Source organism: Neobacillus mesonae (assembly GCF_001636315.1).
GTDB lineage: Bacteria > Bacillota > Bacilli > Bacillales > Cytobacillaceae > Neobacillus > Neobacillus mesonae.
The window spans coordinates 3,229,481-3,250,042 of sequence record NZ_KV440949.1 but is presented as its reverse complement, the minus strand read 5'-3'; the positions used below and the strand labels follow the sequence as shown (position 1 = coordinate 3,250,042).

The following is a 20,562-nucleotide window of genomic DNA, read 5'->3' as shown; positions in this document are numbered from 1 at the left end:
ATGATAAACAGTACCCTTTCTAGTGATAAGTAAACATCTACGAAAAAAGAGCTTGATTCTCATTTGAATCAAGCCCTTTGAAGCTTCCAAAATGTTTATTATCTTTTTTCTATTTTCCCGTCCCCGTGCTGCGCAAATCTTCCTGCACTGCGCTCATTGACAGGATCTTGGCGTCCCCATTTCCAGCCGCCAAATTGTGTTCTCCTATAGTCGTTAAAGGCTTCACGGATTTCTTCCTCTGTATTCATCACAAACGGACCGTATTGGGCAACTGGCTCACCAATCGGCTCTCCCTCAAGCACCAGAATATAAGCCTCTTTGGTGCCATTAGTGACTTCAATTTCTTGGTCACCTATCAGCTTTACACGATGGTAAACTGAGATGGTTTCTCCGTCGAGATGAATTTCTTCGCCTTCATAAAAATATAAATTTCTGTTCAGGGTGCCTGACACCGCAGGCAGTGTAAATGCTGCTTCAGGGTCCATACGAATAAGGTAAATACCAACATGATGATCTGGATCTTTTGCCCAAGAGGCGGCTGCTGGATCTAAGCTGTTTTTTCCTTGCAGTTGTCCAGCAATTAGCCTGACAGTGGTTTTCTTCCCATTTGAATCTGCTGATTCTAGTACTGGAATATCTTTAGCCCACAGCATCTTATAATCCGGATCTGCCTTCTTATCCTTAGCTGCCAGGTTCAGCCATATTTGAAAAAGTTCGAGCGGGTTGTCTTTGTCCTGATGCACCAGCGGAAACATTTCCGTATGGAGGCAGCCCTTTCCCGTTGTCAGCCATTGGACATCTCCATTCCCATAACGCCCTTTTGCCCCGGTTGAATCAAAATGGTCGACCAACCCTTCCAGCACGATGGTTACAGTTTCAAATCCTTTATGAGGATGTGCCGGAAACCCCGGTACAGTGGTGCCATGATACATTCTAAAACCATCTTTTATCGTAAAATCTTCCCCCAGATTCCTGCCTTCCAGAGAAACAGCAGGACCCTGCTTTTCATTCCCTGCAGGATAAGCGTCTTTATGATGCACGGTCATCAAGAACGGATCTTCTGTTTCCCACGGAAAGCCTAGCTTTTGTATTTTCAGGATTTTGTTGTTTGACATCATATTTCTCCTTTCATTATTTAAGGATTACGGGTACCTATTGCTCTTTGGCTACCATTACCTTTTACTTTTAAGATACAGCTCCCTAGTCTTGAATCCTTCACCAAGTATCTTTTTCATTTCTTCACTGCGCTTTGCCCTTGTTGCTTCTTGTTTCGCACTATACACATAACGCGCCCAATCTTTCCGGTAACCTGGAGTAAGCGATTGATAAAAGGCCAGTAATTCCGGTTCACCCTGCAATTCCTCTTCCACATCTGGAATTAAGGCTTCATAATCATCAACCCTTTGGCTCGGTTTCGCCGCGGTACTCTTATTAGATTTTGACTCCTCCTTCAATCCAACGACTGTAAAGACCTCATCTAATCCAACCATCCGGGCAAATTTAACCGAGCTGCTCCCAATATACCCATTCTCATCAGCACCCAACCCGCTCATTAACTCATCACGATGAATAAAGGTTGGGTATACTTTATTCCCTTTCTTCGGATAAGCTAAATAAAGATAGCCATTCTTATTCAGGTGATTTTCCCTGATTACTTTTTTAACAAGGTCTTTAAGCGATCCCATTTCCAATACAAAAGCAAAGATTAAATCGTAGGTACCATCCTTTAACTCCGAATCATACCCTTCGAGACCCGCAAAATAATCAGCTCCATCTGGAACACTTAAAATTGCTGCCTTTTCATACTTTCGCAAATTCAACTTCTCTACAATAGACTTCGCCATAATTTGACCACCCGCCACATATTCATTCTCCTTTCAGTTTAAAAGTTTCACTATTGAATAGCAACTTGCATGATGCACAGTGATAGTTCTTCTGTCTCATGCCCCCGCTTTGCGCACGGTACTTATTCACTACAAAACTTCAAATTTTCTTAACATTAATCGAATACTGCCTTTACAATCAAAGCCTATGATAAAGAAGATGACATACTCTATTAAACTACTAGGAGGAATTTCAAATTGAAAAAAAGCAAGGTCCTTGTTCCACTATTAAGTGCAGCGATTCTATTTCCAACAGCCATCAATGTCCATGCCAATCCTAATAAACCGGTTGAAGTAAAATCAGTTCAATTTGCCGGAATGCAAGCGCCTGATACGGATGCGAAACGTTCCTCTATGTATAGCGAAGCATCCGCCATCGTTACCTTAAAAGACGGCAGTCAAAAAATCGTCCCTTTAGAATATAAAGCACTAACCCGCCCTGGAGAAATCATTAACGGCAAGATAGTCGGTGCTGCCCATGATATAAATGGCAATATCATCAAAGATAAAAATGGCAATCCATATGTTTCCACCTCGCCTGATGGCAATTCGCTTCTAAGCGTGAATGGAGAAAGCGGCAAACTATATATGATCAATCATTTTGAAAGCATGCCAAGCAATGAAATGGGCAATATGCCAAAAGCGTTGTATTTAAATACTGTCGTTCAAGATAAGAAAACAGGTGAACTGAAAATCACGGATATTAACCCGATTGATTTTTCAGCAGATGGCGGTGTCTGGACACCTTGCGCCGGTGTTCTATCTCCTTGGAATACCCATTTAGGCAGTGAAGAATATGAGCCGGATGCCCGCGCATTCGAGGCAAATCCTGAAAAATCATCTGTAACCCAATTTGCACGCAACTATTATCAGAATGCTAATGTAATAGGGAATCCATACCTTTATGGACATACTACTGAGGTAAAGGTTCACCCAAATGGTGAAGCGGAGGCAGTCAAGCACTATAGCATGGGGCGACTGTCATTTGAAAATGTTACCGTAGCACCTGACAATCGTACTGTCTACTTTGGTGATGACGGCAGCTATACGATGTCGTTCATGTACATAGCGGATAAAGCAAATGACTTAACCGCTGGTACGTTATATGCTGCAAAATGGAACCAAACAAGCGATCAAAACGGTGGTTCTGCTAATATCGAATGGATTAAATTAGGACATGCCAGCGATAAAGAAATTAAGAATCTAGCTGAATCTCTCAAATTCAGCGATATTTTTGAAACAACAACAGATGCTTCTTATGCAAAAGCTAATGGATTTACACAAATTAAAACGAATTCAAATGGTGGAAAAGATTCTGAGTGGCTGAAAGTGAAGCCGGGTATGGAGAAGGCGGCAGCGTTCTTGGAGTCCCGCCGTTATGGAGCTATCCTTGGAGCAACCTCTGAGTTCAACAAGATGGAAACTCTCACTTTTAACAAAGCCGATAATAAAATTTATATGGCAATGTCCTATGTCGAAAAAGGCATGACTAAAAATCCAACTGACCCTGCAGACGATGTTCAATTGCCAAAATTAAGTGCAGGTACGGTATATGAGATGAGTATGGCTAAGGGACAAAAAGACCGTGAAGGCAAACCAATTAATAGCGATTATGTTGTAACAAAAATGTCCGGATTGTTAACCGGCGAAGACCTTGCTGTTAAAGATGCCGATGGAAATAAAGCGAACCCTGATAAAATTGCCAACCCTGACAATCTAGCTTACTCTGAAAAATACAAAACATTATTCATTGCCGAAGACAGCGACATGCACACCAATAACTTTGGCTGGGCTTATAATGTCGATACAAAAGAACTTTCCCGTATTATCTCGGCACCAGATGGCGGAGAAGTTACCGGCCTCCAGGCTATTGATGAGTTAAATGGTAAGTCTTATCTAATGGTTGGCTCACAGAATCCGGGCAACATTGGCTATATTGATTTGACATTACTTAGCACAAAAAAATAAGGAACATTCCTCCCTTTCGAACAATGGTACACGGATTGACCATGAAAGGGAGTTTTTTTCTCCTTTTCATGCAATGGAGTTCTTTTAACTTATTAGCAAAAGTGCTCCAGCAACAATAGGTGTTAGGACCATTGCACTTTTCAATACCGGCTGTGGTGCCAGTGTTGTAAACTTAGCCCCAACATAAGATCCAATCATTGTTCCTGCCACTACTTCAAATAACAGTTTAAAGTCTAGGAAACCTTGAAAATAGTAGCCAATTCCCCCCGCAACGGCAATTGGTAAAATCACAAGCATCGTTGTTCCTACAGATTGTTTAATAGAAAGACCCATAATAACAAGCAGCCCGATTTGAATGAACGGAGCCGCACCAATCCCAAATGTTCCGGATAATAATCCAGTAATAATACCGACAAATGCCGCCCTCTTAAGAAAATATAATTTGCCTCCAGGTTCTTTCGTTTTACGGTCTGAGGTTATTTTTTGGAAAACAAATAAACGTACGACCAAGATGACAGCCGACAAAAATAACATCCCTGCTGTTAACCAATGCATGGAGTAAACTGGAATCATACCGGACAGCGTTGAACCAATATAAGAAAAAAACGAACCAAATCCACCAACAATGACACCGGTTATTACCGATATATTTCCTTGGCGAAAATGGCTGTATGTACCGGACAAAGTGGTAAACACCATGGCAGCCAAGGCAGTTCCTAAAGCCGTATGGATTGGTACTCCAAATAGAACTGTTAAAATGGCGATAATAAATCCAGAGCCCCCCGCTCCTACAAATCCTAATAATATCCCCATTACTAACATAGTTAAGGTGATAACCATCTTTCATCCCTCCCCCCCTCATAGCATACCTCTAGAAAAAGTTTCGGGAAAGCCCAAGTTTATTACTCCATACAAAATGCTGCACTTTTTTATTAAAGTAGTTTTATAACATATACGCATTAATTTCATGCAAATTAACAATTAGAAGTTATACATAAAGGAGAGTATGATAAAGAAGAAGCAAATAAAACTTTATGAGGTATACAGATGGAATGGGATCAAATCAATTATTTTCAAACCGTAGCAAAGGTTCAGCATTTTACACAAGCAGCAAAACAATTATCCATTTCACAGCCCGCACTTAGCCGGTCGATTGCAAAGCTGGAGGACGAATTAGGCGTACAGCTTTTTGACCGTAAAGGCAGGAACATTTATTTAAACCGATATGGAAAAATATTCTTAGATCGTGTGGAGCAATCCATCAAACAAATTGAGATAGGCAAACAAGAAATATGGGATGAAATCCATCCAGATCATGGAACCATTTCCTTGTCCTTTTTACCTTCACTTGGTATAAGCGTTGTTCCGGAAATTTTAAGTGCCTATCATAAAAAGCATGCTAATGTTAAGTTCCAATTACACCAAGCCTCAAACCGGGTAATAGTCGACCAATTAAAATCGAGAAAGATTGATTTAGCTCTTATTATGCTTCACGATGAGGAAAAAGAGATTAAATGGCTGCCTTTCTTAACAGAGGAGTTATTTGTGATTGTTTCCATAGACCATCCGCTCGGAGGCTTTGATGAAATTGATTTAAATATGATAAAAAATGAACCATTTATCTCTTTTAAAGACGTGAATGAGCTGCAAACGATTATTAACGATTTATGCCACAAGGCTGGTTTTTCTCCAAATGTAGTGTTTGAAGGGGAAGATATCGGCACTGTTTCCGGGTTAGTTGGTGCAAAATTGGGCGTATCCTTAGTGCCTGATATACAATTCTTGGATAAGAGGAAGGTTAAACTTATTCGTGTGAAAAATCCAATCAGTAAAAGGCAAATAGGGGTTGCATGGCTGACGGATAGTTACGTATCACCTGCTGTGGAACCATTTATTCAATTTATTCATCAATTATTTCAACTCAAATAGGGAGTGCGCATGACAAATGGAATATGTTCAACGTGGGACACGTGCTTTTAAAAAGATTAATTTAGCTTTATTTGCAGGCGGCTTCAGTACGTTTGCTATCCTTTGGGGGACACAGCCGCTGCTGCCGGACTTTTCAAGGGAATTCCATATTTCCCCGGCAGTATCAAGCTTAAGCCTGTCATCTGCCACGATTGCTTTATCGATTAGTCTTTTAATAGCTGGGTCTTTATCAGAGGTATTCGGGCGTAAATCGGTCATGACGATTGCATTATTTGCATCATCGATTCTTTCCATTTTAACTGCATTTACACCTAACTTTCACCTCCTAATAGCGGGGCGGATCTTGCAAGGAATCACGCTTGCTGGATTGCCGGCAGTAGCTATGGCCTATTTAGGGGAAGAAATTGACCCGAAAAGCTTAGGGATGGCCATGGGGTTATACATTAGCGGGAATTCCGTCGGCGGTATGGCCGGCCGGATAATCAGCGGAATTTTAACGGATTATTTTGGCTGGCATATCGCCTTAATCGGCATTGGCGTTATTAGTTTAGCTTCAAGCTTCGTGTTTTTGTGGATGCTGCCGAAATCTAAACATTTCACACCGCAAAAATTTGCGTTAAAAAAACTTACAAGCTCGTTATTTAGTCAATTCAAGGAACCTGGTCTGATTTATCTATTTATCATCGGATTTTTATTAATGGGCAGCTTCGTCTCGTTATACAACTATATAGGATTTCAGTTAATTAAACCGCCGTATTCATTGAGCCAAACCTTGGTTGGATTTATTTTTATCGTATACATGGTTGGAACCTTCAGCTCAACATGGATGGGAATGCTGGCGGACAAACATGGAAAAAGCAAAATTTTTCTATTGTCGCTAGGGATTTTATTAATTGGAGCCTGTATCACACTAAACACGAATTTATGGTTTAAGATTTTAGGAATCGCCATCTTTACCTACGGCTTTTTTGCCGGTCACTCGATTGCCAGCGGCTGGGTAGGAAAAGCAGCGACACACGATAAGGCACAAGCATCATCCCTTTACTTGTTTTTCTATTATGCAGGTTCAAGTATTGGCGGAACAGTAAGCGGCACATTCTATAGTCAATATGGGTGGTCCGGAGTCGTATCCATGATTGTTGTATTTGCGATTATTTCAATTATTGTTTCCATTCGTTTAGCGATTGTTGTTAAAAGTAAAGTCATACAGTTTACCGCCCGCCAAGAATTGAGGAAAAGCATCTGAAGATATGGCAAAAAAATTTAATATAAAAATGGCCCAGTTCTAAAACTGGGTCATTTCTTATTATCACAGCACTCAGCTGGGCCTGTTCAATATGCCTCGATTATTGGCAGCCCGTCGCTCCACTGCGGCTTTTCTTTTTCCTAACACATTGATAATGAAAACACTTGAAACAGCTATTATACCACCTATTATTGATAACACATTTGGCAGTTCATGAAGCCAGATCCATGCTACGGCAATGGCAAAAACCGGCTCAATGTAAATCATACTTGTCACTTTACCTGCTTCCCCTAATGATAAGGCAATGGCCCACATGGCATAAGCGACGGCTGCGGGAAAGATCCCAACATAAATGGCCGATAGATTTGCCTCAACAGTTGCAGCTTGAATTTCTTGAATCAACCCGGGGAAGTAAATGAAAAAGGGAATGGTCCCCGCCCATGTAAAGTAAGCTGTCAATTCAATAGGTTTATATTTTTTAAACAATGGCTTTTGATATACAAAAAAAATGGATGCTGCAATGGCGGCAATAATCAAAAGAATGGACCCTGTTGAAATAGTAAGGTTCGATCCGGCGCTGCCGAAAGTAATAAGAGATATACCTATGAACCCTACTCCCATGCCTAACCAGCCGAAAAAACTAAGATATTCTTTTAATGCCATGGTCGCAATTAAGGCTGTAAAAATAGGAGCGGAGGCAATAAGCAGGCCAGCTGTTCCAGCAGAAACCGTTTTTTCACCATAGGTTACCCCTAATTGATACACACTGATTCCAATCCATCCAAGAAGTAGAATTCTAACAATATCTTCCTTATTCGGTAATCGAAGTCGGGTGCCTGACACCCAAAAATAAAGAACAAACACAAAAGATGCAATCAGAAATCGGAAAAGTACTAAGTGACCGGCTGAATAGCCTCCTAGTAAACTTGCGCGAATGGCTGCAAATGCTGATCCCCATAAAAACACAGCCATCCCCGCCATTAGAATCACCTTTATATTCATTTGAAACTTCCTTTCTTTTTTCACTCAAAGAAAGCTAATATTAGCAGTCCCCTGCTACATATTAGCCTTCATTTTTAATAGTAACAGCTTACGAATCTATTAAAGCGTCCCCATGACAATACCTGCAATAAAGACGGAGGCAATGGTCACAGTCGTGAATCCGCCTACTAACATCGGTGATAATATTTCGTTAAAAATATATTCCTCTTCTTCTTTTGTCTTTCCTATACTTCGGCTGACTTCTTCACAAATGAGATAGTCTCCTGGGAAACCAAACATTGCCGTTAAGGCAACCGGAATGCCTTTATTGAGATCCCACTTTACAAGCTTGGAGCCTATTAAACCGCCAAGAATAATTCCAACTGCTCCGATAGCTAATATCGCCATGATAGCAGGGAAATAGTCAAGGAGCATTTGAAAGGTAACACCGTTCATCGTAGCGATAACAGCAAAAACAATAGCAAGCATGACAATACCGAAAGAATTAGACTGTTCTAACATGCTTTGACGATAGAAGCCAAAGTAGGTCCCTACTAAACCAATCACTAATCCCCACAAAGCATAGTTAATCCCTGTAAAATGATTCAACACAACCGCAAGCGTTCCGCCCAGCAGTAATTGAAACATTAAAATCGGAGCTGTTGCATATCTTTCCGGCAGCCAGTATTTCTTCCCCGTTTCAGTCGCTTCTTTCTTTAGTTTACCACCCGTTTCAGCAGCTGCTTCAGCTGCAGCAGCAATGTATGGTTCAGATCGTCTTACCAAAATAAGCTTTTTCGCGTATCTTCTTAAGAAAAAGGTGGCAAGCGGAAGCCCAATCAATGTTTGTAGGCCAAGAATAACTGCTGGAACCGTAACGATGGAAGCCAGCCCTAATTCTTTTAATTTTTCTGATGTAATTAAAAACGCAACTACACCGCCGCTTATGGGACCTACACCAGATGCTGCAATTTCGTACCCCAAAAAAGGTGTAACCACTAATAAAATCGTAATGGTCGAAATCAAAATCCCAAGTAACGCAATAAAAACTGATTTATATTGTTGTTTAATTAACTTAATTGGTATAAGCGTTCCCATATGAACAATTAAGGGTGCGAACATCAGGGAGCCTAGAGTTGAAAGAGTCGAGTTTTCTAATAAATCTTTAGGAAAAACCCCTAACCAAATTAGAACTAAGTAGCCAAATAGCGCAACCGCAAGCATGGGGATCCGTGCTCTAGTTTTAATAGAAATAATTTCTCCAACAACAATCAGAATTAAAATAATAGTAGTTGCAATTACTGGATCTTTTAACATCAATCTCATCCCACCTTATAAATATTATAGAAATCTATTATTTACATAGCTTGTTGGCAATACCAACAAAATAATCGACTCCATATTGTAATGCAGCCTCATCAATATTAAATTTCGGGTGATGAAGCGGATACGCTTCCCCAAGATTCTCATGATGAACACCTAGAAATTGCATCGATGAAGGGACCTTTTGCGCAATAGCTGAAAAATCTTCTCCGCCGAATAATGGCTCCTCCACACCGATTACATTTTCTTGTCCAAAAATCTCTTCTGCTGCCTCCCTTGTGATCCGAACAGCCTCTTTATCATTTACAACACTGGCATAGCCTTCGTGCCAAACGATTTCATAGCGAGCCCCATGTGCCTCGGTAATTCCTTTCACAATCTGGTTGACAAAATTCTTAGCCTTTAAGCGAATGTCCGGGTCGATTGCCCGAATCGTACCACCAAGCTCAACTGTATCGGGAATAATATTTAGTGCACTCCCGCCATGGAATTGAGTTATAGAAATAACGGGTGAATGCAGTGCCGGTAGTTTTCTCGAGACAATATGCTGTATATTGGAGGCAATTTCTACCCCTACGGCAAGCGGATCAACCGTCAATTCAGGGGTTGATGCATGCCCTCCAAAGCCGATGACCTTAATTTCAAAATCATCATTTGATGCACAAAGCACACCTTCCCTCATACAAATAGAACCAGAATGTTGATAAGGTGTAACATGAAGGGCAAAAGCATAATCAACACCTCCCACAACACCTTTTTCCACAAGCTCTTTTGCCCCTCCAGGCGGCATTTCTTCGGCATGTTGAAAAATAAATCTAATTTCGCCGCTTAATTCATCCCTCATTTCCGAAAGAGCCCTCGCTGCACCTAAGAGCATGGCTGTATGGGCATCATGTCCACAGGCATGCATGACTCCTGGATTCTTTGATCGAAACTCAATATCTGTTTCTTCTTGAATTGGAAGCGCATCCATATCAGCGCGAAAAGCAATGGTAAACTGTTTTTCACTGGACTTTCCTCCACCTTTTAGTACAGCCAGCACACTTGTGGCAGTTGGTCTAGTTACTTCTAAGCCTGAAAAGGTTTTTAAAAGATTGTATACGAAATCAGATGTTTGTACTTCTTGGAAGGATAGTTCTGGATTCTCATGTAAATGCCTTCTCCATATAATCACTTCATCCTTAACAGAAAGTTGTTTTGTTATCAAAAGACATGCCTCCTTCTTTTCTTTTATTTCAAACAATTATAATTTTTCTGTATAATTAGTTTAGTAAATAGAGTTAAGACTATTACAAGTGCTATTTTTAACGAATTTTTGAAAGAAAAGTGGAGTTACTCCAGTTTTTCATCTAGAGGAATGGAACAGGAGGAATAGTATGAAAATTGGACAGTTCGCTAAAGAATTTAGTGTATCTGTTGATACGGTTAGATATTATATCGAGACGGGGCTGTTAATTCCCGAAAAAGCAAACACTCAATATCGAATGAATACCATTTGTATGGAAGACATGGAACTGATTAATGAACTCAAACATTATCGTTTTTCATTAAAAGAAATTCACAAAATCTTATCCCTTAAACGATTGACGAACAGTGGGAATAATATTGATATGAGCTACTTTAGCAGCCTGCTCATGGAAAAAAAGAAGGGGTTATTAGAAGAGAAGGCACAAATTTCGAATGTAATCCATTCTATCGACTCCAAGATTAATAGGGAGATTATGAAGGAAATGGAACAAGATCATGTAACGATGGGTGTTCCTTTACTTTTTGTTCCCCTCCTTTCCTGTCCACATTGCCAAAGCGAATTAAATTTACAACAGGCCAGCATCCTTGGGCAGCGTATTTATGAAGGAAGCCTGCGTTGCAGCTGCGGCTATCAGGCAGAAATCAAAGAAGGAATTCTGTTTACGTCCAACCTTCAATCTTCCCCTAATAAATATTCCATTTATGAAATTGATGTAGGAAAATGGAATCCCGATTTTGTAAGTATTATAGAAAAGGGAAAATTGTGGATGTATAACGAGCTATTACATCAAACATTGGAAAATAAAGTGATACTTGAAACCAATATTGAAGTTTCGATGATGCTGCCAAAATATCTATCTACACTTCCTAAAAATACAACCTATATTTTCACCTGCTACTCTCTTGAAATGATTAAAACATTGAAGAAAAGCATTGAAAAGCTTCACCCACATTTATCCGTTTTGTATATTGTCAACAGTGATTTGCAATTGCCGCTTGCACATCGTTCAATAGATTTCTTTATAGATAGTACTTCTTCTACTCAGTATTCCTTGATTTATAAGGAGTCACCGTTTCATATATTAAAACGTTATCTAAAAAATAATTCCTGCATAATCGGGAATTCAGTCTATTATGAAGCAAATACTAAGTCATTAAAGAAAATTCAATCCCTTTATCCGACACCGAGCCCGAATGCATTTCACCCAAACTATTTGGAAAAAGAAATGGAAGAACACCATTTTAAGTTTTCGAACAAGGAGATCATTGGATCAACCCAAAACCCTGGAAGCTATTTTGCCTATCATGATGAAAATGAAAAAATGAACTTTCTGGGATACACAGCACGATATTCCGTCTCCGAATAACTTTTCTGATACCGAAAAAAATAACCCATCAACCAATTTGGCATGATGGGTTATTTCCTCGGGTCAAACAATTTATAAGTGAGTTTTATAAGTAAGTTTATCACACTCACTAGTGAAAAAAACAAGTTACCTTTTTTCTAGTTGCCCGCTGTTCTTATGAACCGTTTATGAGAACTGATAAGCCCCTTTTTCATCCATACTATGAAGCAATATTATCCTCTTCCGATATATCACCAGCTTTACTCATGCTATAATATTTTCCCTTTGTTAAAACAGCTAGGACTACAGTAAGGATAGATGCTAGAATCGCTGCAAAAAAGGCCGCCGTACTTTGTAAGAACAATCCCATATATCCCAATGCAGCAATCGTACCTAATACACTTGCTATAATGAGTGGAATAACACCAACGGGATTCCACTTATACAAATTCTCCTGTCTTGCCTCATAGTAACCAGGGCCAATCTTTAATATTTTTTTCACCACTAAAGAGTCAGTAACCAAAATAGCCGCCCATGTCAAAAGGAATACCCCTTGGAATGTCATAGCAGTATCTAGATGATCCAGAATTCCGCCCAGCATCAAGGCAATCGATATTACCCCTGCCACAACAATCCAGAATCGTCTTCCTGGCTTAAATTTAAAAACATTCTCAAAAAAGTTAGATAGTGAAAGTGATGCACTATATATATTGGTAATATTAATTCTGATTTGAGTCAACAAAGTGAATAAAACCCCACCCAAACCAAGAAGTGACACAATGTAAACACCCGGATTGGACTCTCCTAAACGGACACCAAACCATATTCCAAGACCGCCCATTACTCCAAAGCAAAAAACTTGCGGGATAAAACCAATCATGAATGAGCCAATTTTGATATCCTTCGGTTTAAGGAAACGAGCATAATCTGATGCAAGAAGAGCTGTTAACCCCATAATGCCGTGCTGCATTCCAATACAAAGCAGTAAAGCGGTTCCTCCTGCTTGAACTCCTTCAGGCATATATGTCCAAAAGCTTCCATCATAAAGCGAAGTTCTGTTGAATGCTACAGTGATGGTTGTAATTAAAAAGACACCGAATATTGGCAATGACCATTTTTGTAATTTATCCAGCTGTTTGATACCGAACCAATTCAAAGGTATTACAACTGAACCGAAGATGATAATTAACAGCCATACTGGGATGAAGGGAAAAAATGCGTGTATAGCAGCAACTAATATCATGCCTTCAAATGCACAATACATAATAAAGTTCGATGCGTAAATGAACGAGGTTAATGAAGCGCCTATATATCCAAATCCTCCTCTGGATAATAAATTTACATTCATACCAGATTTAGCTGATAAATAGGCAATAATTGTTCCGAGTATTCCAGCCACAACGATGGCATAAACGGCTGATATAATTGCGTTAACCGCCCCAAATTGAAGCGCCATTACACTTCCCATTTGAAAGTAAAAAATAGCTGTTGCGATTCCAAAGGTTATGTTTGTAATACTAAACCAGCCCATATTCCTTTTTTCTATAGGTACTTTATCGTACGAATAATCATCTGTCATCTTTTCTTTTACAGATAGATATCTAGTTTGACCAGTTCCCATTTTATCATTCCTTTCTTTGTGTAGGTTTTAACATACTTTTTCAAACTATATTTGCAGAATCACAAGCTGCTACATAGATAAGACAGTTAGTAGGAACAATATGTAACAGCGCAAGATAGGATTAAAATCATGAAAATAAGTGTAATTCTTATTTTCATTAATCACAGCAAAAAAAAAAATACTGATTTCATGAATCAAAATTTCAGCTAAATGTCTATATAGATGGTAAAATGGCCTGCATTTTGTTATGGCCGTAACTTAAAATAGGATTTTTAAAATGATTCATATATTTGAGGAAGAATCATTCGATCGTTTCAACAGATCTAAGTAATGTTTTTTAGAAGGAATAAACTACCGAATCCAGCAGTTAAGATAAATTTGGAGAGTTTTCAATATAGAATTTAATAGTGGTTTTTTAAAACCGCCCTTTTAATATGTTAATAGTATAACACATTCAGTTTACATAATCAAAAATTTCTGGGATGCTGACCATGATTGTACCGGAATCTGACTGGTAATGGTAAACTTATGGGGACTAAGATATGGAGATATAAGAGGTGGCAAAAGTGAAAACAGTCGTTATAATTGGTGGCGGTATTACTGGGCTATCGGCCATGTATGAATTTAAAAAGTGGAAAATAACAAATAAAACGGATGTCAGGCTGATTCTATTAGAAGCATCCGAACAGCTTGGCGGAAAAATCTGTACCGTCAAACAAGATGACTTTGTGATGGAAGCGGGTGCGGATTCCATTGTCGCCCGAAAAATGGAGACAATGTCTGTAATCGAAGAACTTGGCTTGGAGAACGAGGTTGTCTACAATACGACAGGACGTTCCTTTATATATAGCGATGGAGAATTGAAGCCGATTCCTGATGAGACGGTTTTCGGAATTCCCACAAACATTGAATCACTGGCAAAAAGTACGCTTGTTTCTGCAGAAGGAAAAGTGGAAGCGCTAAAGGATTTTTATACAAAAAATGAAACGTTCACCAAAAACGATTCAGTTGGTGCCTTTCTTGAGCATTTTCTTGGAACGGAATTAGTTGAGAAACAAATTGCTCCAGTTCTTTCTGGGGTCTATTCGGGGAAACTCAGCGACTTAACCATCGCCTCTACCCTTCCGTATTTGATTGATTATAAAGAAACATACGGAAGTATTATAAAAGGATTTGAAGCCAATAAGGAGAAATTCAAAGGTGGGGAAAGGAAGTTTCTTTCCTTCAAAAATGGCTTAGACTCATTGATTGACGCGTATGCGACCAAGCTTGGCGAAACAGAAATTTTCAAAAATACAAAGGTTGATAAAATCGATAAAGCTGGCAGTCGTTATCATTTGATTCTAAACAATCAGGAAATCATCGAAGCAGATTATGTCATGCTTAGCATTCCGCACACAGCCGCAGAAGGCTTAATCGATGACCCTGAACTACGAAGTGAATTTTCCAACCTGAAAAACAGTTCACTGATCAGTGTGTATCTCGGCTTTGAGGTGCCTGACACCATACTTCCTGCAGACGGAACGGGTTTTATTACCGCGAAAACTGATGAATTGTCCTGCAATGCCTGTACCTGGACAAGCCGGAAATGGGAGCATACCTCAACATCCGGGAACCTGCTTGTTCGGTTATTTTATAAGAGCAGTCATCCAGCTTTTGCTTCATTAAAGGAAATGAGTAAGGAAAATCTGCTTGAGACAGCACTTAAAGACATTTACAAATCCCTTGGCATTAGTGCCCAGCCGGTTGCCAGTGAAATCACGAATTGGACCGGTCAAATGCCGAATTATTTAATCAGTCATCCCAAAAGTGTCGAGGCTCTTGAAGGCAAAATGGCAGCAGACTACCCGGGAATCATCCTTGCTGGCTGTTCCTATTATGGGGTTGGGATCCCCGATTGTATCGAAAACGGAATAGAATCTGCAAGGAAGATTGTAGAATTATTTTAATGCTTCCTTGCATTTTAATAAAGATAACAGAGATCATTAATTTATGGGATTTGAAAAAGGTCAGACCCCCGCTGCATTAATAATCGGGGGTCTGATTCCTTTGTTGCCTCCTGGTAACTTGGCCACCTAAATGCAATATTTACCTTTTACACATAATATGTTCTATCCGGGGTAAATGATAAATAATATAGCCATTGGGAAAGGAGATGTTTTGATGATTCGCTCCAAGATTAAAAATCTTTTGGACATTAACATACAAGTTACAATATCTAACGAAAGGGAAAAAGCCCTTAAAAATGGGACCAAGGTATTCTGTACTACTTTACAAAGAGCTCGACCTATTCTTCCTGGTAAATACTAACCAATTACTCTTCAACACCTTGTAAATATACCATTACTTTTGTAAAATTAAGCCAAATAAGGGGGGCGGTGCTTATTTGGCTTGGAAAGAGAGATTTAAACAATTTGGCGTGCCAGGCTTCATTTTATTTTTAATCATATCTTTATTTTCCATTTATTTAATCACCAATGACTCCGACCTACTAAAAGATCTCCATAAAAAGCTGTCCAATTTTATTACTGCTGATTTTTTTAAATACCACGAAGAGAAAAGTCCTTTATTACAAGCATTGCAATTTATCCTTTTAATCTTGACTTACGGTTTATTCCTTGTGGGTTTGGTAAATGCTGTATTAATAATTAAAAATGTAATCATGAAAAAAACTCCTGCACTTCTTTCAGGTAAGGCTGATGATTTCGATTCATACTTAGATCTTGAAGACAAGTTAGGAGATGTATTAACAGCATTCGATCAACAATCTGCACTTAGAATAATTGACGAAAAAGTCACGATATTCATGATGAGTAAACACACAGAAATCAAAAGAATATTTGGTCTTCCTGAACGTCAAATTGAATTTGTTTGGTACTTTGCAGGTAAAAACAACGATATAGAATTAGTTTATTTAAAAACGCCAACAGATCTCGAAAGTGTTGCTAAATTAATAAACTCTGCACTAGATATGCCTTATGTGCGGGTTCAAGAATCTGCTGTCAACAGTAGAATGGAATTAAGTGAAAGTCCTATTAGACAGTTCATTTCGGTTCGCAATTACGGGCAATTAAAATTAGGACTAGCCGTATTTATTCACAAAGATAACATATTTACAAATGAAAACTTAAAGGAATTTACCTACTACACCTCGAAAATAATCTTATTAGGAACGAATAACCGATTTTTGAGACAATTCAAAAGGAAAAAGAATGCGGGTAATTAGGAGACGGCTTTTATGGCGAGTACAGTGAAACCACACACCATTGGTTCCTCCACCATCAAACGAAACGGAGCTATAGTTAAAGGGACAAAAGGTAATCGGATTGCTCATCTAAGCACTCTCAAGACTAATGGGAGTATTACAGCGAATAGAAAAAAACAAAATGCATAAATGAAACAGCAGCACTAAATTAAGTGCTGCTGTTTCATTTGAGTAACTATTTAAAAAACCGCGAAAAAATTTTTACGCCAAAATCTTCTTATTCACATAACAAATTCTCAGCCATTTCCGGAAAATCAATAAACGGATTCCGATTCCCTTGTAAATCATAGATGGCCAGGTTGCGGTGTTTTTCATAAAGAGAAACTGGAAAATGCTTATGCCAATCTAGTAGAACCTGCAGATTCACTTGATTAGTATTGATTGCTCCTTGGTACCGGGTTAAAAAATAAAATGTGGCCCTTGCAACAATTCCCTTTCCGTACTCAGGCTCAAATTTTCCTTCATCTGCTTTTCCACAGCCTTCCTGGATTCCTAAAGCCAGCTTTTCCGGAACATAATCAACAAAGTCAGTATAAGGGCTGTTTCCGCGGCGGCTGTTGCATACGGGATCACAGGAAAATAAATGATGCAGGTCTCCCCTCATTGGCTCTTGTTTATGAAACCATGACTGAGGTACCACATGCTCACAATTAAAGGTCATTTCCTCTGTTAAACTAGTAATGTTCCCACTTTCTATGTTTTCAAGAATCCGAATATCCTCCTCAATCACAGCAAGGGGATCCATTCCTTTCCCTGAATATAAGCTTTTCAGTTGCCCATTTTCCTGGAGATCCACCCATGGGTAAACATAACGATGCGGAGAGTATCCAAGCTTATTCTTATGAGTCTTTTCTAATAAACGATGAATACTGTTTTTCTCAAATTCAGCATTTTCATAGTACGTTTGTTGAATTTCTAGATCTCTTTGTTCCTCGTAGTAGCTGCGATTTTTGCTGAATTCCAAATAGGCCGCCTTTGCGTCCTCCCGTTCTTTAGTCAGTAATTTGCCCCTTTCTGCTTGTTCAACTACTAGAAACGGAATCAAACTTTCATTGTGCTTCATTTTTTTCCCTCCTATAGGATTAAATTGAAGCCAACCCATGATGTTATTAGTAGTTTAACAATTCTGATTTCTAAATAATAGTTACTTTAGAAGTATTTAGTTATATTTGATAATTAAAAAATGCTGTTTATATCAATAAGTTTTTTAAATGTAAAAAAGGTAAAAATATGCATATAATGAATGAAAACTTGTATTTTTTTCGGCTTATTTATTATTTGGGATATTGAAGAAAAGCACCCTTTTTGTGGAATAAGAAAGGAAATAGGAAACTCCAATTCTATAGTATTAGAGCATCCTATTGTTATACATTTGTTAAACTTATATACAATATTTGAAATAGAAAAGTGCTAAAAAATTGTCGGTACCATTCCCCCATCCATACGGATTGGAGAACCTTTAAATGCGGATGCATAAGGACTACACACAAATGTAGTTAGTCTACCTATTTCAATCGGCTTGATAAATCGTTGTATTTCAGAGTGAGGTAGATTTGTAGTCATAAATTCTTTCTCTTTTTCTGAAAAAGTCATATCATCATTAGGATATATACCCTCAATTATTTGATGAACATTTTCAGATAGCGTTGGTCCTGGCATGATCGTATTGACTGTAACTTCTGTTCCTATTGTTATTTTTGATAAGCTTTTTGACAATGATAATAGCATTGATTTTGTCATACAATACTGAGGCATTTGTCCTGAAGGCATGATTGCTTCTTCACTCGCAATAAAAATAATGCGACCATAATCATTTTTTAACATTTTAGGTAAATAAAATTTAGATAATCCATTTGCAGCAAGAACATTAGTACGGAAGTATTTCTCCCATACTTCATCGTCAATGTCCTCATATTGCATAATTTCATAAATACCCATATTGTTAACTAAAATATCAATAGCGGGGTATTTTTTAAATAAAGCTTCTCTTTGTTGAATATCAACAATATCAGCTGTAGCATTTTGAGGAGAAGTAGCCGGGAAATCCGATTTAATTTCATTTACAATTCGCTCTACCTCTTCATAATTTCGTCCATTAATTAGTACATTGACACCTTCTTTGGCAAGTTCAATGGCAATTGCTTTACCTATACCTTTCGTTGATCCTGTAACTAAAGCTGTTTTATTGTTTAATCCCATATCCATAATACATTTCTCCATTTCATTTACCTTTTATGATTATAAAAAGTTAATATAAAAACGCTCCTACCCCTTAAGGTAATTATTAGGTTAATCTTTTTAATATCGTGTTAAAAAATTTCCTTTTAAGACAAAGTTAATTTGTCGAGTTTGTATCTAAATGTTCAGTACGCCAATTTGAGGGAGTATCACCTTCCCAAATGCGGAAGGCGCGGTAGAACGAGTTCTGGTCTTCATATCCAATCATGAAGGCTACTTCTTTAATATCGAACGAGGGGTCTGCCAAGTACTCTCGAGCCAACTCATGTCGGACTTGTGTCAAAAGATGCTTGAAGCTCGTACCTTCGTCAGTAAGACGTCGCTGCAAGGTACGATTGCTCATCCCCAACTCGCTTGCGACAGTCTGTATGTCAGGGCGCCCTCCTGCTAGGCTACGTTTCATGATCCACTTAACCATTTCGGTGATTGAGCGACTGCTTTGCTGCTCATCTAACGATTTGTCCAATACGGGAGTCAGAATCTCCAGCAACTCTTCGTTGTACGAGACAAAGGGGAGGTCTAGATCTCCTCGATGTAGCGTCAACCTGTTACAATTTGCACCAATCCGGATATGGCAGCCGAAGTAAGCTTCAAGTGCCTGTATGTCTCCCATTGAGTGAGAAAATTCGACAAATCTCGCTTTCAACGGTTTACCTGTGCCTCGACGTCCAAGCTCCAAAAGAAATGCCAGAGTGATTCCAACCAGCATCGGTGGACCTGGCTGCTCGGTAGACAACCAATCTAGTTCAATGGTACAGTACTCACTTCCCTCCGTGATACGTAAGCTTTCAGGGGGACACAGCGGCTTGTACCGTGCCATTCGTTTTAGAGCGTCACGGTAGTCACGAGCATGGTAAGTCGCTAAGACTGCGGGTGGGTAATGCGCTGTTTCAAAGACGGTCGTAAGCTTGATAATTCCTTCGGCAGTGTCGTCAATGAGATCCGAATAAGCCTGCCAAATTGCGAAATATTGGTCGGTGGTGACAACTGGGTCAGTAATAATGGTGAGCGGCAGTCGTGCTTTTCGAACCACGTCGTGGGGGGCAATCCCTAATTGATCTATGCCTGTCCAAAATCCTGCCGGGATTTTAATACGAGTATGAGACTTCATATTGGGTCCTCCTTTAGCGATCTACACATTCACTAGTTTTGGTTGTGATTGCGTTCTACCTAATTAACGGGACAAATATTATATTACCTATTCAATGTCGCCTCGTAACTAGCAAATGGCGACATTTTACTAGCCAACTACGTCGAATAATTCCGATAGTAATAGGTGCCATTAACGTAATAAAGCTGCCGTTTATACAGGCAGCTTCATTAAAAGACACCCTAAATATTTCTATTAACCTAAGATTAAAAATGTATTAGTGTTTGTGTTATTTGTACCTACTCATCAGAAAACCACTCATTATAATCTTGGGCTTAAGTTGAGCTTAGCATTAATTTAATTTTCCCTGTATCAATATGTCTATACTTCACAATATGGCCCATTTGTTGTTGTATAAGCATAA

At 39.0% G+C, this 20,562-nt stretch carries 17 protein-coding genes; 7 read left to right on the top strand and 10 right to left on the bottom strand.

What is annotated here, in order from left to right:
- Positions 1 to 98 precede the first annotated feature (98 nt).
- Positions 99 to 1,115: a pirin family protein gene (locus A6749_RS15225; RefSeq protein ID WP_066391168.1), complete on the bottom strand. Its 1,017-nt coding sequence runs from the start codon at positions 1,113 to 1,115 to the stop codon at positions 99 to 101.
- Positions 1,116 to 1,172: 57 nt separating this feature from the next.
- Positions 1,173 to 1,847, bottom strand: a complete 675-nt coding sequence (locus A6749_RS15220; protein WP_236719801.1) for a YdeI/OmpD-associated family protein — start codon at positions 1,845 to 1,847, stop codon at positions 1,173 to 1,175.
- Between the two features lie 234 nt (positions 1,848 to 2,081).
- Here A6749_RS15220 and A6749_RS15215 point away from each other — a divergent pair, with 234 nt between their 5' ends.
- Entirely contained in the window at positions 2,082 to 3,851 is a 1,770-nt protein-coding gene (locus tag A6749_RS15215) for a PhoX family protein (RefSeq protein ID WP_066391167.1), read from the top strand.
- A gap of 84 nt (positions 3,852 to 3,935) precedes the next feature.
- On the opposite strand, the gene A6749_RS15210 is transcribed toward A6749_RS15215, so the two are convergent.
- Complete coding sequence (locus A6749_RS15210) at positions 3,936 to 4,691, bottom strand: sulfite exporter TauE/SafE family protein (RefSeq protein WP_066391164.1); 756 nt, start codon at positions 4,689 to 4,691, stop codon at positions 3,936 to 3,938.
- A 207-nt stretch (positions 4,692 to 4,898) separates the two neighbouring features.
- On the opposite strand from A6749_RS15210, the gene A6749_RS15205 reads away from it, so the two are divergent.
- Positions 4,899 to 5,780, top strand: a complete 882-nt coding sequence (locus tag A6749_RS15205; protein WP_066391157.1) for a LysR family transcriptional regulator — start codon at positions 4,899 to 4,901, stop codon at positions 5,778 to 5,780.
- Between the two features lie 16 nt (positions 5,781 to 5,796).
- A complete protein-coding gene (locus A6749_RS15200) occupies positions 5,797 to 7,026 on the top strand; it encodes an MFS transporter (RefSeq protein WP_066391155.1) in 1,230 nt (409 codons plus the stop codon).
- A gap of 72 nt (positions 7,027 to 7,098) precedes the next feature.
- Here A6749_RS15200 and A6749_RS15195 read toward each other — a convergent pair whose 3' ends face one another.
- The 3 genes from A6749_RS15195 to A6749_RS15185 form a co-directional block, all read right to left on the bottom strand.
- Positions 7,099 to 8,028 (bottom strand): DMT family transporter, encoded by a 930-nt coding sequence (locus A6749_RS15195; RefSeq protein ID WP_066391153.1) that lies wholly within the window; start codon positions 8,026 to 8,028, stop codon positions 7,099 to 7,101.
- Positions 8,029 to 8,127: 99 nt separating this feature from the next.
- Positions 8,128 to 9,324, bottom strand: a complete 1,197-nt coding sequence (locus A6749_RS15190) for a hypothetical protein (RefSeq protein ID WP_066391150.1) — start codon at positions 9,322 to 9,324, stop codon at positions 8,128 to 8,130.
- A 37-nt stretch (positions 9,325 to 9,361) separates the two neighbouring features.
- Entirely contained in the window at positions 9,362 to 10,537 is a 1,176-nt protein-coding gene (locus A6749_RS15185; protein WP_330220444.1) for a M20 metallopeptidase family protein, read from the bottom strand.
- 169 nt (positions 10,538 to 10,706) lie between these two features.
- Here A6749_RS15185 and A6749_RS15180 point away from each other — a divergent pair, with 169 nt between their 5' ends.
- Positions 10,707 to 11,945, top strand: a complete 1,239-nt coding sequence (locus A6749_RS15180; protein WP_066391148.1) for a MerR family transcriptional regulator — start codon at positions 10,707 to 10,709, stop codon at positions 11,943 to 11,945.
- 199 nt (positions 11,946 to 12,144) lie between these two features.
- On the opposite strand, the gene A6749_RS15175 is transcribed toward A6749_RS15180, so the two are convergent.
- Positions 12,145 to 13,545 carry a purine-cytosine permease family protein gene (locus A6749_RS15175; RefSeq protein WP_066391145.1) on the bottom strand — a complete coding sequence of 467 codons (1,401 nt, stop codon included), beginning with the start codon at positions 13,543 to 13,545 and terminating at the stop codon, positions 12,145 to 12,147.
- A gap of 566 nt (positions 13,546 to 14,111) precedes the next feature.
- Here A6749_RS15175 and hemG point away from each other — a divergent pair.
- The 3 genes from hemG (at position 14,112) to A6749_RS28435 (ending at position 16,939) form a co-directional block, all read left to right on the top strand.
- Positions 14,112 to 15,494, top strand: a complete 1,383-nt coding sequence (gene hemG, locus A6749_RS15170) for a protoporphyrinogen oxidase (RefSeq protein ID WP_066400982.1) — start codon at positions 14,112 to 14,114, stop codon at positions 15,492 to 15,494.
- Positions 15,495 to 15,931: 437 nt separating this feature from the next.
- Complete coding sequence (locus tag A6749_RS15165) at positions 15,932 to 16,771, top strand: hypothetical protein (protein WP_066391139.1); 840 nt, start codon at positions 15,932 to 15,934, stop codon at positions 16,769 to 16,771.
- Between the two features lie 12 nt (positions 16,772 to 16,783).
- Positions 16,784 to 16,939 carry a hypothetical protein gene (locus A6749_RS28435; RefSeq protein ID WP_161487149.1) on the top strand — a complete coding sequence of 52 codons (156 nt, stop codon included), beginning with the start codon at positions 16,784 to 16,786 and terminating at the stop codon, positions 16,937 to 16,939.
- An 88-nt stretch (positions 16,940 to 17,027) separates the two neighbouring features.
- Here A6749_RS28435 and A6749_RS15160 read toward each other — a convergent pair whose 3' ends face one another.
- The 3 genes from A6749_RS15160 to A6749_RS15150 form a co-directional block, all read right to left on the bottom strand.
- Positions 17,028 to 17,873: an endonuclease I family protein gene (locus A6749_RS15160; RefSeq protein WP_084797844.1), complete on the bottom strand. Its 846-nt coding sequence runs from the start codon at positions 17,871 to 17,873 to the stop codon at positions 17,028 to 17,030.
- Positions 17,874 to 18,220: 347 nt separating this feature from the next.
- A complete protein-coding gene (locus A6749_RS15155) occupies positions 18,221 to 19,015 on the bottom strand; it encodes an SDR family NAD(P)-dependent oxidoreductase (RefSeq protein WP_066391137.1) in 795 nt (264 codons plus the stop codon).
- Positions 19,016 to 19,145: 130 nt separating this feature from the next.
- Positions 19,146 to 20,159, bottom strand: coding sequence for an AraC family transcriptional regulator (locus A6749_RS15150; RefSeq protein WP_066391133.1), 1,014 nt, complete (start codon positions 20,157 to 20,159; stop codon positions 19,146 to 19,148).
- Between the last annotated feature and the right edge of the window lie 403 nt (positions 20,160 to 20,562).

Bases quoted from the DNA above. Each gene is read 5' to 3' on its own strand.
- A6749_RS15225 (WP_066391168.1), bottom strand. From the start codon at position 1,115: ATGTCAAACAACAAAATCCTGAAAATACAAAAGCTAGGCTTTCCGTGG.
- A6749_RS15210 (WP_066391164.1), bottom strand. From the start codon at position 4,691: ATGGTTATCACCTTAACTATGTTAGTAATGGGGATATTATTAGGATTT.
- A6749_RS15205 (WP_066391157.1), top strand. From the start codon at position 4,899: ATGGAATGGGATCAAATCAATTATTTTCAAACCGTAGCAAAGGTTCAG.
- A6749_RS15200 (WP_066391155.1), top strand. From the start codon at position 5,797: ATGGAATATGTTCAACGTGGGACACGTGCTTTTAAAAAGATTAATTTA.
- A6749_RS15195 (WP_066391153.1), bottom strand. From the start codon at position 8,028: ATGAATATAAAGGTGATTCTAATGGCGGGGATGGCTGTGTTTTTATGG.
- A6749_RS15190 (WP_066391150.1), bottom strand. From the start codon at position 9,324: ATGTTAAAAGATCCAGTAATTGCAACTACTATTATTTTAATTCTGATT.
- A6749_RS15180 (WP_066391148.1), top strand. From the start codon at position 10,707: ATGAAAATTGGACAGTTCGCTAAAGAATTTAGTGTATCTGTTGATACG.
- A6749_RS15175 (WP_066391145.1), bottom strand. From the start codon at position 13,545: ATGGGAACTGGTCAAACTAGATATCTATCTGTAAAAGAAAAGATGACA.
- A6749_RS28435 (WP_161487149.1), top strand. From the start codon at position 16,784: ATGGCGAGTACAGTGAAACCACACACCATTGGTTCCTCCACCATCAAA.
- A6749_RS15160 (WP_084797844.1), bottom strand. From the start codon at position 17,873: ATGAAGCACAATGAAAGTTTGATTCCGTTTCTAGTAGTTGAACAAGCA.
- A6749_RS15155 (WP_066391137.1), bottom strand. From the start codon at position 19,015: ATGGATATGGGATTAAACAATAAAACAGCTTTAGTTACAGGATCAACG.
- A6749_RS15150 (WP_066391133.1), bottom strand. From the start codon at position 20,159: ATGAAGTCTCATACTCGTATTAAAATCCCGGCAGGATTTTGGACAGGC.